The organism is Enterococcus hermanniensis (assembly GCF_001885945.1).
Taxonomy (GTDB): domain Bacteria; phylum Bacillota; class Bacilli; order Lactobacillales; family Enterococcaceae; genus Enterococcus_A; species Enterococcus_A hermanniensis.
The window spans coordinates 45,157-58,885 of record NZ_JXKQ01000008.1; the positions used below are offsets into that span (position 1 = coordinate 45,157).

The 13,729-nt window shown below is 38.2% G+C and carries 16 protein-coding genes; all 16 read left to right on the plus strand.

All coding sequences use genetic code 11. The features are described 5' to 3' along the window. The first annotated feature begins 11 nt into the window (after positions 1–11). Complete coding sequence (locus tag RV04_RS09645; RefSeq protein ID WP_071858256.1) at positions 12–1,250, plus strand: glycosyltransferase family 4 protein; 1,239 nt, start codon at positions 12–14, stop codon at positions 1,248–1,250. 19 nt (positions 1,251–1,269) lie between these two features. Next, positions 1,270–2,175, plus strand: coding sequence for an NAD(P)-dependent oxidoreductase (locus RV04_RS09650; RefSeq protein WP_071858257.1), 906 nt, complete (start codon positions 1,270–1,272; stop codon positions 2,173–2,175). A 110-nt stretch (positions 2,176–2,285) separates the two neighbouring features. Next, a complete protein-coding gene (locus tag RV04_RS09655; protein ID WP_010740403.1) occupies positions 2,286–2,516 on the plus strand; it encodes a YkuJ family protein in 231 nt (76 codons plus the stop codon). Between the two features lie 158 nt (positions 2,517–2,674). After that, positions 2,675–3,838 (plus strand): SAM-dependent methyltransferase, encoded by a 1,164-nt coding sequence (locus tag RV04_RS09660; protein WP_071858258.1) that lies wholly within the window; start codon positions 2,675–2,677, stop codon positions 3,836–3,838. 226 nt (positions 3,839–4,064) lie between these two features. Further along, complete coding sequence (fabT, locus tag RV04_RS09665; protein ID WP_071858259.1) at positions 4,065–4,505, plus strand: fatty acid biosynthesis transcriptional regulator FabT; 441 nt, start codon at positions 4,065–4,067, stop codon at positions 4,503–4,505. Further along, positions 4,502–5,461, plus strand: a complete 960-nt coding sequence (locus RV04_RS09670; RefSeq protein WP_169818205.1) for a beta-ketoacyl-ACP synthase III — start codon at positions 4,502–4,504, stop codon at positions 5,459–5,461. The genes fabT and RV04_RS09670 overlap by 4 nt, the downstream gene beginning before the upstream one ends. A gap of 54 nt (positions 5,462–5,515) precedes the next feature. Continuing rightward, positions 5,516–5,743, plus strand: coding sequence for an acyl carrier protein (locus RV04_RS09675; RefSeq protein WP_071858261.1), 228 nt, complete (start codon positions 5,516–5,518; stop codon positions 5,741–5,743). 65 nt (positions 5,744–5,808) lie between these two features. Next, positions 5,809–6,747, plus strand: coding sequence for an ACP S-malonyltransferase (gene fabD / locus RV04_RS09680; RefSeq protein ID WP_071858262.1), 939 nt, complete (start codon positions 5,809–5,811; stop codon positions 6,745–6,747). Positions 6,748–6,756: 9 nt separating this feature from the next. After that, positions 6,757–7,488: a 3-oxoacyl-[acyl-carrier-protein] reductase gene (gene fabG, locus RV04_RS09685; RefSeq protein WP_071858263.1), complete on the plus strand. Its 732-nt coding sequence runs from the start codon at positions 6,757–6,759 to the stop codon at positions 7,486–7,488. A 17-nt stretch (positions 7,489–7,505) separates the two neighbouring features. Next, the gene (gene fabF, locus RV04_RS09690) at positions 7,506–8,732 is read left to right on the plus strand and encodes a beta-ketoacyl-ACP synthase II (protein ID WP_071858264.1); all 1,227 of its coding nucleotides are present in this window, start codon (positions 7,506–7,508) and stop codon (positions 8,730–8,732) included. Positions 8,733–8,734: 2 nt separating this feature from the next. Continuing rightward, positions 8,735–9,205 (plus strand): acetyl-CoA carboxylase biotin carboxyl carrier protein, encoded by a 471-nt coding sequence (gene accB / locus RV04_RS09695; RefSeq protein WP_071858265.1) that lies wholly within the window; start codon positions 8,735–8,737, stop codon positions 9,203–9,205. A gap of 61 nt (positions 9,206–9,266) precedes the next feature. Next, a complete protein-coding gene (gene fabZ, locus RV04_RS09700; RefSeq protein ID WP_071858266.1) occupies positions 9,267–9,689 on the plus strand; it encodes a 3-hydroxyacyl-ACP dehydratase FabZ in 423 nt (140 codons plus the stop codon). A 6-nt stretch (positions 9,690–9,695) separates the two neighbouring features. Then, positions 9,696–11,060, plus strand: a complete 1,365-nt coding sequence (locus RV04_RS09705) for an acetyl-CoA carboxylase biotin carboxylase subunit (protein WP_071858267.1) — start codon at positions 9,696–9,698, stop codon at positions 11,058–11,060. Between the two features lie 11 nt (positions 11,061–11,071). Beyond that, positions 11,072–11,935: an acetyl-CoA carboxylase, carboxyltransferase subunit beta gene (accD, locus tag RV04_RS09710; protein ID WP_071858268.1), complete on the plus strand. Its 864-nt coding sequence runs from the start codon at positions 11,072–11,074 to the stop codon at positions 11,933–11,935. Positions 11,936–11,938: 3 nt separating this feature from the next. After that, positions 11,939–12,724, plus strand: coding sequence for an acetyl-CoA carboxylase carboxyl transferase subunit alpha (locus RV04_RS09715; protein WP_071858269.1), 786 nt, complete (start codon positions 11,939–11,941; stop codon positions 12,722–12,724). A gap of 132 nt (positions 12,725–12,856) precedes the next feature. Next, positions 12,857–13,663, plus strand: a complete 807-nt coding sequence (locus RV04_RS09720) for a transporter substrate-binding domain-containing protein (protein ID WP_071858270.1) — start codon at positions 12,857–12,859, stop codon at positions 13,661–13,663. Positions 13,664–13,729 lie beyond the last annotated feature (66 nt).

Genomic DNA, 13,729 nt, shown 5'->3' on the forward strand with positions numbered 1-13,729 from the left:
GAGGAATAAACGTGCGAATCGGTTTTTTTACAGACACTTATTTCCCCCAAGTCAGCGGGGTATCCACATCAATCAAAACATTAAAAAATCAATTGGAGTCGCGAGGACATGAAGTTTATATTTTTACTACGACTGATCCTGAAGCAGACGAATTTGAAAAAGACATCGTTCGGATGCCTAGTGTACCGTTCGTATCTTTCAAAGATCGCAGAATCGTGGTGCGGGGTCTTTGGTTTGCCTATCAAATCGCAAAAGAATTAGAATTGGATATTATTCATACTCATACGGAGTTTGGCTCTGGTTTTTTAGGAAAATTAGTCGCCAGTCGCTTACAGATACCTGTAGTCCATACATACCATACGATGTATGAAGATTATCTGCACTATATCGCCAATGGAAAAGTCGTGCGACCAACACACGTCAAGCATTTTATCAGGATGTTTGTTAACCATTCGTCCGGTGTGATTTGTCCCAGTAAACGCGTAGTAGATACGATGAAACGTTACGAAGTTGATGTTCCGATGCGAATTATTCCGACTGGGATTGAAATAGAAGGGTTTATACGTCCTGATATTACAAAAGCTGACACGGAAAAGTTAAGAAAACGCTTAGGGATTCAAGCTAATCAATTAATGATTCTGTCGTTAAGTCGTATTTCATATGAGAAAAATATTCAAGTGATTGTAGAGCAGTTTCCAGAAGTTTTAGAAAAACTACCGAACGCTCGTTTAGTCATAGTTGGCAAAGGACCTTATTGCGAAGAATTAAAAAAAATGTCCCACGAGCTAGGCATTGAGGAGTATGTTCAATTTGCAGGGGAAATACCTCATGATGAGGTCGCTTGTTATTATCATTCAGCAGATTACTTCGTGAGTGCTTCTACCTCTGAAACACAAGGCCTTACCTATGCTGAGGCAATCGCCTCGGGAACGCAGTGTGTTGTGGAAGGCAATGATTACTTAAATGCGCTTTTTGATGATGAATCTTTGGGTTGGACCTTTGAAAGTGACGAAGATTTTAGCGGGGCGTTAGTCAGCTATATTCAACGCCAGATACCGTTGGACTCAAAAGTCCAAGAAGCGAAACTACTTGAAATTTCGGCGGATCGTTTTGGTGAAGATGTCTTGGACTTCTATCAAGAATTAATTGCAAGCTATGTTAAAATGCCACATGAAGAAAAATTACCTAAGCGGACAGTTCGTAAAGTGCGCGTAAGGATTAATTCTTTGAAAAATAACGAGAATAAATAAAGCTGGAATCCATCTCTTCATGTATACTAGAGATGGATTATTTTTTATTTTGGAGGTTAGTGGAATGAAGATAGGATTTATCGGAACCGGTGTCATGGGGAAATCGATCGTTAAACACTTTTTAGCTGCGGGACATCAAGTATGTGTTTATAACCGTACCAAAAGTAAAACCAATGAATTAGTAGAACAAGGGGCTGTTTGGCAAAATACGCCTGCTGCTGTGACGATAGCCAGTGAAATCATTTTTTCAATGGTTGGTTATCCTAGTGATGTAGAAGAGATTTTCTATGGAGCTGAAGGAATTTTCTCAGTTGATGTCACGAAAAAAATATTGATTGATTTAACAACCTCAACGCCGACATTAGCGCAAAAAATTTATCAAACAGCCAAGGAGAAGGATGCAGAAGCGTTAGATGCTCCTGTTTCTGGCGGTGATCTGGGTGCGAAAAATGGAACATTGACAATCATGGTTGGTGGAGATCAAACAACTTATGATAAAGTAGTCCCCTTATTTGAGACAATGGGTAAAAGTTATTCGTTACAAGGTGCTGCTGGGGCAGGTCAACATACTAAAATGGCGAATCAAATCATGATTGCAGGTACAATGACTGGTATGACAGAGATGTTGGTGTATGCGAAGGCTGCAAAATTGAATGTTCCTAAAGTATTAGAAACATTAGGCGGTGGAGCAGCACAGAATTGGTCGATGGACAACTATGCCCCTCGTATTTTAAAAGCGGACTATACGCCAGGTTTTTTTGTTAAACACTTTATCAAAGACTTAAAAATAGCATTAGATGAAGCTGAAAAGATGCAGTTAGACTTACCTGCCACAAAACTTGCCACGGAACTTTATGAACGTTTAGCAGCGGATGGATTTGAAAATGATGGGACTCAAGCATTGATCAAATTATGGTGGTCGTAAACTTAAGTTAGATTTAGCAAAAAATTCATAAATTAATTGATTAAAATCAATGCAAGAGACGATCTTATTTGATACAATAAGACAGAATTGAGAAGAAGGGGGGCATCTAGATGAAACACTCACAATTAGTTGCCATTATTAAACGCTTAGAAGCAATGACTGAATCAACTGATAATGAAGTACAATTACGTCGTTTTGAAAAAGAAGGCGTTGAAAAATGTACTGTAACTTATGATAATACAACAGAAACGTTCGAGCTTACTGAAAGCGACAGCAAACAATCATATCAATTTGATAACATTGATATCGTTGCGATGGAAATTTATGATTTGATTCAATAAAACGGGTTTTCCCGTTTTATTTTTTTTACCTTTATTTAAGGGGTTACATGCATTTTTAATTAAAATTCAATGAGAATTAGCTATTTTTTTTTCAAATGGCTAGTTTTTCTTTTGAACTTATCTCTTTTTAGGAACAAAATATCTTATGGAGGGATAATATGTTAGATAAAGAAGTATACAATCAATTATTTAAACCATCGTTTTCTCAAAAAACACAAGTGACTTTTTGGGATGACTCAGTTAAAGAATATGGCAATTCTGAAGGTGACGTTGTCTTTAAAATTATTTTTAATGAAAAGATTCCAGTCAAGGATTTACTGAATAATGCGTCTTTAGCACTCGGTGAAGCTTACATGGAAAAGAAAATCGAAATCGAAGGAAATATCCAAGCGTTGATTTATGATATTTATAATCAAGCCAATGGGTTTTTCCATAATAGTAATTTCAAAAAATGGATGCCAAAAGAAAAACATACCAAAAAACAATCTGCTCATGATATCCATAGTCACTACGACTTAGGAAATGATTTTTATGAAATGTGGTTAGACCGCACATTGACGTATTCTTGCGCTTATTTTGAGACGCCAGAGGATACACTGGAACAAGCTCAGATTAATAAAGTCCATCATATTTTAGATAAATTATTTATTCAACCCGGTGAAACATTATTAGATATTGGTTGTGGATGGGGCACATTGATCCTTACTGCAGCGAAAGAATATAAAGTAAAAGCCAAGGGAATCACATTAAGTGAGGAACAATACCAACATATCCAAGAAATTATCAAAGAAGAACATTTGGAAGAGACTGTTTCTGTAGAACTGATGGATTATCGTGATTTGAAAGAAACATTTGATCATATCACAAGTGTCGGAATGTTTGAACACGTAGGGGCAGAAAATCTACAAGAGTACTTTAAAGTTGTTGAAAATCATTTAGCACCAAACGGGACAGCCTTGATTCACGGAATCACTCGTCAACAAGGTGGCGCTAAAAATGCATGGATCAACCAATACATTTTCCCAGGTGGTTATATTCCAGGCGTGACTGAATTGGTCGGTCATATCACAGAAAATAATTTACAATTGCTTGATTTAGAAAGTTTGCGTCGTGATTACCAATTAACATTGGAACACTGGACAGAAAATTTCCATCAAGTAGGAGAAGCAGTTATTGCCCAAAAAGGCGAAGACTTCTATCGAATGTGGGATCTTTATCTACAAGCTTGTGCAGCATCATTCCAAGCAAGTAATATTGATGTCATTCAATACTTGTTGGTCCATCCAAACAATAATACGATTCCGATGCATCGGAATGTTTAATAAGCGGGTCTCCCGCTTATTTTTTTTGATTTAATTGAAGATCAAGACCAATTATTTAGTACAACTTGTTTGATGACCAAAGTAAATAATCGTCAGCAAAATACTTTGTTTATTGCACGAATCATTAATTTTTAGTTAATTGAAAAAATGTTGTTGCATTCATAAAAAAAATAAGATATAGTTTGAACATCAAATGATTTGATAATCAAACTAATTAGGTGAGGATATGGAAAGAAACTGGGAAGAATTAAATACCTATTTAGTTTCAATCTTCAATGATGTTTTATCGATTGAAGAAAACGAACTAAAGAAATCGCAATTTAGCGATTTGACGATCACGGAAATGCATACGATCGATGCGATCGGGATGTACAAAAAGAAGACGACTACCGAAGTGGCAAGAGAATTACTTGTTACGGTAGGGACACTTACGACATCGATCAACCGATTAGTTAAAAAAGGTTATGTAGAGCGTATTCGCAGTGAAGACGATCGTCGTGTTGTAAAGTTAGGGTTGACGAAGAAGGGCCGTTTAGTCTTTCGAATCCATCAGCATTTTCATCATGAGATGGTGAAGAGTGCAATCAAGGATTTAGATGCAGACGAACAAGAAGTTTTCTTGAAAGCATTAGTCAATCTTTATAATTACTTAGGGGAGATCAAATAATGAGTTTCGGAAAAATAACCGCAACTGCTCGCTATCTCCCAAAAAAAGTCGTGACCAACGAAGATCTTACTAAATGGATGGACACATCCGATGAATGGATTCAGTCACGCACAGGGATTCGGCAGCGTCACATAGCAGAAGCCGAAAATACTTCTGATATGTGTTTTAAAGTTGCGGAAAAATTGATGACCAAAAGCAAATTAGAACCAGTTGATTTGGATTTCGTGATCGTTGCTACGATGTCGCCGGATTACACGTCACCATCAGTTGCTTGCCAAGTTCAAGGAATGATTGGGGCTAATCAAGCAATGGCATTTGATGTCACAGCGGCATGTGCTGGATTTGTTTATGCATTAGCAACAGCCGAAAACTTTATTCGCAGCGGTATGAAACGTGGTCTTGTGATCGGTGGCGAAAAAACATCCAAGTTATTAGACTGGGAGGATCGTTCTTCAGCAGTATTATTTGGTGATGGTGCTGCAGGTGTTTTATTAGAAGCAAGTGAACAAGCGTCTATCATGAAACAAATGCTGCGAGCAGATGGCGAAAGAGCAACGTCGTTAACTGCCGGTTATCGCCAAAATAAAAATCCATTCTGTACCAATCCCGAAGTAAATCCGTCTTTAGCGATGGATGGTCGAGGAATATGGAACTTTGCCTTAAACGATGTAACAAAAAGTTTGAAAGAATTTATCGGTGATGAATCAGTCGATTACTATTTACTGCATCAAGCCAATAAACGAATCATTGAAAAAATAGCACGTAAGATGAATGAGCCGATTGAAAAATTTCCAATGAATTTAATGAACTACGGCAATACGTCGGCAGCAAGTATTCCAATTTTATTGGATGAATTGATTGAAGCGGGCATTTTAACTTTAAACGAAAAACAAAAAGTGGTATTGACAGGCTACGGCGGTGGATTGGCCTGGGGAAACCTATTGATCCAGCTGTAAGTTTTGTTAAAAATATAAAAAATTAAATTTAAAAATTATCGGAGGAAACAACTTATGACATTCGAAAAAATTCAAGACATCATCGTGGAAGAACTAGGAGTAGAAAAAGAAGAAGTAAAATTGGATACGAACATCCAAGAAGACTTAGAAGCAGATAGCTTAGATTTATTCCAAATCATTAACGAAATCGAAGATGAATTCGATGTGAAAATCGAAACAGAAGACGGAATTGCAACGGTTAAAGATTTAGTTGACTACGTTGAAAAACAACAAAACGCTTAATCAATAAAATTTTTAGGAAAAGGCTAGGCATCAGGCCTGGCCTTTCCTGTTATTAGGAGAAAAACATGAAAACAGCATTCTTGTTCAGTGGGCAGGGCGCTCAGTATGTTGGAATGGGAAAAGAATTATTCCAACAAGAAAAAATTGTAAAAGAAACTTTTGAAGAAGCTAGTGATTTACTCGGTTTTTCAATGGAAGAACTATGTTTCGAAGAAAACAACCAGTTGAATGAGACCAAATATACTCAACCAGCTATTTTAACTGTTAGTACAGCTTTTTTAAGAGTGCTACAAGCTAAAGGATTTCAACCAGATGCAGTTGCGGGTTTAAGTCTGGGTGAATATACAGCATTGGTTGCATCAGGAGCATTGTCATTTGGTGATGCTGTTCAACTAGTTCATCAACGTGGACAATTTATGAGTGAAGCAGCACCGACAGGCAGCGGCAAAATGGTTGCCGTATTGAATACCGATGCAGCCGTGATCGAAGAGTGTTGTAAGCAAGCTTCTGATCTAGGTATTGTCTCACCAGCTAATTATAATACTCCGCAACAGATCGTGATTGGCGGTGAAGTAGCCGCAGTCGAAAAAGCGGAAGCCTTATTAAAAGCTGCTGGAACAAAACGAATGATTCCGTTAAATGTCAGTGGACCTTTTCATACTGCTTTATTAGCACCAGCAAGTAAACGCTTGAACGAAGTATTAGAGACGATTTCGTTTAAAGAAATGAGAATTCCAGTTATTTCAAATACGACTGCGGCAGTTATGGATCAGTCAGCTATCGTTTCTTTATTAACCCAACAAGTCATGTCACCGGTTCGCTTTAGCGATAGTATCGTAACGCTAAAAGATTTCGGGATCTTAAATTTTGTAGAGATTGGGCCAGGCAAAACACTGACCGGTTTTATCAAAAAAATCGATCGCGGACTAGGAACTAGTCGAGTAGAAGATGAACAAACATTAGCTGAAACCATCAGCTTTTTAGATTCTGAGAAAAAGAAGTAGGAGGTCCGAATGGAATTAACGAATAAGACCGTTTTTATCACTGGAAGTAGCCGGGGGATTGGTTGGGGGATTGCCCAAGCTTTTGCCCAGGCAGGGGCAAATATCGTATTGAACGGACGAAAAGAAATTCCGCAAGAAAAAATTGCAGAAATCGAGTCGTTCGGCGTGAAGTGTATCAGTATTTGCGGAGATATCAGTTCATTTGAGGATGCCGGAAAAATGATCAAAAAATGTGAAACGACATTAGGGACGATCGATATCTTGATCAATAATGCCGGCATTACAAATGATAAATTGCTTTTGCGAATGAAACCAGAAGAATTTGATGCAGTTTTAGCGATCAATTTAAAAGGAACATTCAACATGACGCAGCAAGTATTGAAGCAAATGATGAAAAAACGCGCTGGCGTGATCATTAATCTTTCTAGTGTTGTTGGATTGATCGGTAATGTCGGTCAAAGTAATTACGCGGCTAGTAAAGCCGGCGTGATTGGCTTTACGAAGGCGGTCGCTCGCGAGGTTGCTCCTCGAGGCATCACTTGTAATGCGCTAGCACCAGGATTTATCAAAACAGATATGACAAATGAACTAAATGATAAAGTCAAAGAACAAATGGAAGGACAAATTCCGCTTAAAAGTTTTGGTCGGGTAGAGGATGTGGCAAATGCTGCTTTATTCCTAGCTCAAAATAATTACATTACAGGACAAGTATTAAATGTTGATGGCGGAATGGTCATGTAAAGAAAGGAAGTAAAAAAATGAATCGTGTCGTAATTACAGGATTCGGTGTTGCATCACCGATTGGTAATGATGAAGAAACATTTTTAAACAACTTAAAAGAAGGAAATCATGGTTTTGGACCAATCACTCGCTTTGATGCTAGTGAAACGGGGATCAGCGTTGTTGGTGAAATAACAGATTTTCCATTAGAAAAATATTTCGTAAAAAAAGATACAAAACGGATGGAAACCTATTCATTGTATGCAATCTACTCAGCATTAGAAGCTTTAGAAATGAGTGGCATCAATACAGAAGAAGAAGATATGGAACGTTTCGGTGTAATGATTGGTTCAGGTGTTGGTGGTTTAGGAACAATCCAAGACCAAGTAATCAAAATGGATAAAAAAGGACCAGCTCGTGTATCACCTATGTTCGTACCATTAGCAATCGTAAATATGGCCGCTGGAAATGTTGCTTTGAGAATCGGTGCGAAAGGTATTTGTACTAGTACGGTTACCGCCTGTGCAAGTGGTACACATTCAATCGGTGAAGCATTTAGAAATATTAAGCATGGTTATTCAGATGTGATCATCGCGGGCGGAGCCGAGTCTTGTATCAATAAGATCGGGATCTCAGGCTTTGCAGCATTAACAGCTTTAAGTACTTCTGAAGATCCAGCTCGTGCTTCGATTCCGTTTGATAAAGATCGTAATGGTTTCGTAATGGGCGAAGGTGCAGGTGTTTTAGTACTTGAATCACTAGAGCACGCCCAAAAACGTGGTGCAACTATTTTAGGTGAAGTCGTGGGTTATGGCGCTACTTGTGATGCTTACCATATGACCTCGCCCTCACCAGATGGTGAAGGAGCTGCACGTGCAATTAAAGAAGCAGTCAAAGAAGCTGGAATCGATCCAGCTGAAGTCAATTATGTAAATGCTCATGGAACAAGTACACAAGCAAATGATAAAGCCGAAAGTAAAGCTATCAAAGCAGCTTTAACTGAAAATGCTTATGTCAGCAGTACAAAATCATTAACCGGACATTTATTAGGCGGAGCTGGAGGAGTCGAAGCAGTAGCCTCATTAATGGCGCTTCAACATCAATTCATTCCAGCGACTGCAAATATCAAAGAAGTAGACCCTGAAATCGAAGTCAATGTTGTTGTGAACGAATCAAAAGAAACGCAAGTGAATTACGCCGTAAGTAACTCTCTAGGTTTTGGTGGACACAATGCAGTAATCTGCTTAAAACGCTGGGAGGCTTAACAATGGAAATAAAAGAAGTCAAAGAACTATTAAATCAATTCAATGATTCGAGTCTTACAGAATTTGATTTACGTGAAGGTAGTTTTGAATTATACATGAATAAAAATCAAACGAGTCGCCAAGCGGTTCCTGTTCAAACAGAAACAATCGGTGAATCTGTATCTGCACCAACTATACCGTCAACGAATGCAACGAATACGGCTACTGAAACAGTTTCAGTTACTGAGCCTGCTGCAGAAGGTCAAGTGATTACTTCACCAATCGTTGGGATCGTTTATTTACAACCTTCACCAGAACAACCCGCGTTTAAAGCGGTTGGTGAAACAGTTAAAAAAGGTGACACAGTTTGCATCATCGAAGCGATGAAATTATTAAATGAAATCACAAGTGATTTTGAAGGAACGATTACTGAAATCTTAGTAGAAAACGAAGACGTTGTTGAATTTGGTCAACCACTCTTTCGAATTGGGTAATAAACTATAGGTACTAGAATCGTTTGAATAAAAATCTTTTTCATAAACAAGGAGCGTAAATATGTTAACGATTGAAGAAATCAAAGAAATTATTCCCCACCGTTATCCAATGCTGTTGATTGATCGTGTGGAAGAATTAGAACCCGGTAAAACAATTAAAGCCAAGAAAAATGTTTCGGTTAACGAACCGTTTTTCCAAGGACATTTCCCTCACGAACCAGTAATGCCTGGTGTCCTAATCGTTGAGGCAATGGCTCAAGCAGGTGCAGTCGCATTACTATCAATGGATGAATTCAAAGGAAAAACAGCCTATTTTGGCGGAATTGACAAAGCAAAATTCCGTAAGAAAGTAGTGCCTGGTGATACGTTAGTCTTAGAAGTAGAATTAACAAAAGTTCGTTCTTCAGCTGGTTGCGGAAAAGGCATCGCTTATGTCGATGGAAAAAAAGTGGCCGAAGCAGAACTAACTTTTATGATTGGATAGATGTCTATGTTCTCAAAAATATTGATCGCCAACCGTGGCGAAATCGCTGTTCGAATTATTCGTGCTTGTCGTGAATTAGGAATTTTGACAGTCGCTGTCTATTCGGAAGCGGATAAAGAAGCATTACACACAGAGATGGCAGATGAAGCAATCTGTATTGGACCTGCTCGTTCGGCAGATTCATATTTGAATATGCAAGCTATTTTAAGCGCAGCAATCGTAACAAATGCCGAAGCAATCCATCCGGGATTTGGTTTCGTATCAGAAAATAGTTTGTTTGCGACGATGTGTGCGGAGTGCAATATTAAATTTATTGGTCCTAGTGAAGAAACGATCGATGCGATGGGCAATAAAATCCATGCGCGTCAATTGATGCAACAAGCTGGCGTTCCCGTGATTCCAGGCAGTGATGGTGCCATCGATACATTGGCTGAAGCAGAAGCTTTAGCGGATGAAATCGGCTACCCAGTTATGTTAAAAGCAGCTGCAGGCGGCGGTGGAAAAGGGATTCGAAAAGTTCCCAATAAAGATGAGTTAGAAAAGAATTTCTTATCTGCTAAATCAGAAGCTAAAGCGGCCTTTGGTGACGATGCGATGTATCTGGAAAAAATTATTTATCCAGCTCGTCATATCGAAGTTCAAATTTTAGGTGATCAACACGGAAATGTCATCCATTTAGGTGAACGTGATTGCTCTTTACAGCGAAATAATCAAAAAGTATTAGAAGAATCGCCGTCTGTTGTGATTGATGACAAAACGCGAACTATGTTAGGGGATATCGCAGTCAAAGCAGGGAAAGCTGTGAATTATGAAAGTGCTGGTACGATCGAATTTTTACGGGATGAAGCGGGAAATTTTTATTTCATGGAAATGAATACTCGGATTCAAGTAGAGCATCCAATTACAGAAATGGTAACTGGAATCGATATCGTTAAAAAGCAAATCAATATTGCAGCAGGGGAGCCATTAGGACTAGAACAATCCGATGTGACGTTCCAAGGCCATTCAATCGAGTGTCGAATTAATGCTGAAAATCCAGCATTCAATTTTGCCCCGTCTCCTGGTAAAATCAAGACCCTTCTTTTACCAAGTGGTGGTTTAGGATTACGAGTGGATAGTGCGATGTACAGCGGCGTGACGATTCCGCCATTTTATGATTCAATGATTGCTAAAATTATTGTTCATGGTGATGATCGTTTGGATGCTTTGATGAAGATGCAACGTGCACTAAGTGAATTCGTTTCAGAAGGTGTGATCACTAACGTTGATTTTCAAATGGATCTAATCAGTCATCCGAATGTTTTATTTGGGGACTATGATACAAGTTTCTTACAAACAACATTTTTACCAGAGTGGCAACAAAGCGAGTAGGAGGAATATAGGTGGGACTTTTTAACAAGAAAAAAAACTACATTCGGATCAATCCTAACCGTGATAACATGCCAACAACTAAACCAACTGTGCCTGATGACATGTGGGCGAAGTGCCCGAATTGTAAACGAACACTTTATAAAAAAGAAATGGGTGCTGAAAAAGTCTGCCCTCATTGCGGATATAGTTTTCGAATCAGTGCTTGGGAACGCTTGGCACTAACAATTGATGAAAAAAGTTTTGTTGATTGGGACAATGAGTTGGAGCAAAAGAACCCAATCAACTTCCCAGATTATCTAGCAAAAATAGATAAGATGCGTGAGAAGACTGGATTAGATGAAGCCGTTGTTACTGGTTTAGCTACGATTGCTGAACAGCCAATAGCCATCGGCGTCATGGATGCTAACTTTATTATGGGTAGTATGGGGACTGTTGTTGGAGAAAAAATTACCCGTCTGTTTGAAAAAGCAACCGAACAACAGCTGCCAGTGGTACTATTTGCTGCTTCTGGTGGGGCTCGAATGCAAGAGGGGATTTTTTCTTTGATGCAGATGGCTAAAATTTCTGCAGCGGTCAAGCGTCATAGCAATGCCGGATTGCTTTATATCACTGTCTTGACTGATCCAACTACTGGTGGTGTCACAGCTAGTTTTGCGATGGAAGGCGATATCATTTTAGCTGAACCACAGACATTAGTCGGTTTTGCTGGTCGTCGCGTCATTGAACAAACGATTCGTCAACAATTACCGGAAGATTTCCAAAAAGCAGAGTTTCTTCTGCAACATGGGTTTATTGATCAAATCATTCCACGTTTGGAACTTAAAGGTCGGTTAGCGCAACTATTGGATCTTCACCAACAGAAAGGCTGGTGTTAATGGATGAGTCTGACTGCTGGAGAAATCGTTAAGTTAGCACGACATCAAGATCGTTTAACTAGTTTGGATTATTTTAAAAAAGTCTTTACTGATTTCCAAGAGTTCCATGGAGATCGACTATTTGGCGACGATCCCGCTATTGTGGGCGGAATCGCTAAGCTTGTTGGTAAGCCCGTGACAGTAATTGGGATCCAAAAAGGAAATGATTTAAAAGAAAATATGGCCCGTAATTTTGGTCAACCGAATCCTGAAGGCTATCGCAAAGCTTTGCGATTAATGAAGCAAGCGGAAAAATTCAACCGACCAGTGATTTGTTTTGTTAATACACCAGGGGCTTTTTGCGGCGTTGAAGCAGAAGAACGTGGTGAAGGCGAAGCAATCGCACAAAATTTGATGGAGATGGCTGATTTAAAAGTACCGATTATCTCGATTGTTACAGGTGAAGGTGGAAGTGGTGGTGCATTAGCTCTAGCACTAGCAGATGAAGTCTGGATGATGGAATACAGTATTTATGCAATTTTATCTCCTGAAGGTTTTGCTTCGATTCTATGGAAAGATGGAAAAAGGGCCGATGAAGCGGCAGAGTTGATGAAAATCACCGCTGCTGAACTTTTAGAACTTGATGTCATCGATCGTGTGCTTCCTGAAACGCTTAAAGGTAAAAAATTGAGTGAAGAAAAAATTATTCGTATGATGCAAAAATCATTAGTTGAAAAACTTAATGAATTAACGAACTATTCAACAGAGGAATTGTTGGAAAAACGGTATCAACGTTTCCGGAAATTCTAGAAAAAAACGACAGCAGATGCTGTCGTTTTTTTTTATGCAAATAATCAAACTTAAATAAATAATTATTCATTAAAGCCTATTAAAAATGAAATAATATGCTATGCTATGAAAAATGATATTGGAGGTATCTAGATGAAAAATGCGATAAAAATTATTTTAGCAGGGTTGGTAGTATTATCACTAAGTGCGTGTGGAACGAAAGAAGCAACGGATAAGTTAGCTACAATAAAGAAAGAAAAAGTCATTAAAGTAGCGACTTCTCCAGACTATGCTCCTTTTGGCTTTCATACAAAAATTGATGGGAAAGATAAAATTGTTGGAGCTGATATTGAAATGATGGAAGCAATCGCTAAAAAAATGGGCGTAAAAGTTGATTGGATTGATATGAGTTTTAATGCAGTTTTAGCAGCTGCCAAAGAAGGAAAAGCGGACGTGGCTGTATCGGCAATTTCTGTTACTAGCGAACGTGAAAAAAGTTTTGATTTTACGACGGATTATTATACTTCTCCGCAAGTAATTGTGATCAATAAAAAGCATGCGGCTGAATTTACTTCACTTGATTCATTTAAAAATAAACAAATTGGTGCTCAAAAAGGAACGATCCAAGAAAGTATTGTAAAAGAACAATTAACGGATGCCAAATTGATTTCGATTGAAAAATTACCAAATATTTTTGTAGAAGTTAAAAATGATACTTTAGCTGGCTTAGTTGTCGAAAAAACGGTCGCAGATGCTTATGTAGATAAAAATCCCGATTTAATGATCGCAAACGTTCCGTTAAAAAGTATGAAGGAAGATGCTTTATGCATTGCCGTACCAAAAGGAAATAAAAAATTAGTGAAGGAATTAAATAAATATATCAAAGAAATGAAGCAAGATGGAACGATTGACAAATTAGTAACGAAAAACAATCAAATTGCGCAAACGGGTGGTAATTGATTGTTTTATACATTTTATAATTGAATATATACATTAAAATGGCGTATATCCAAATAAAATTTAATA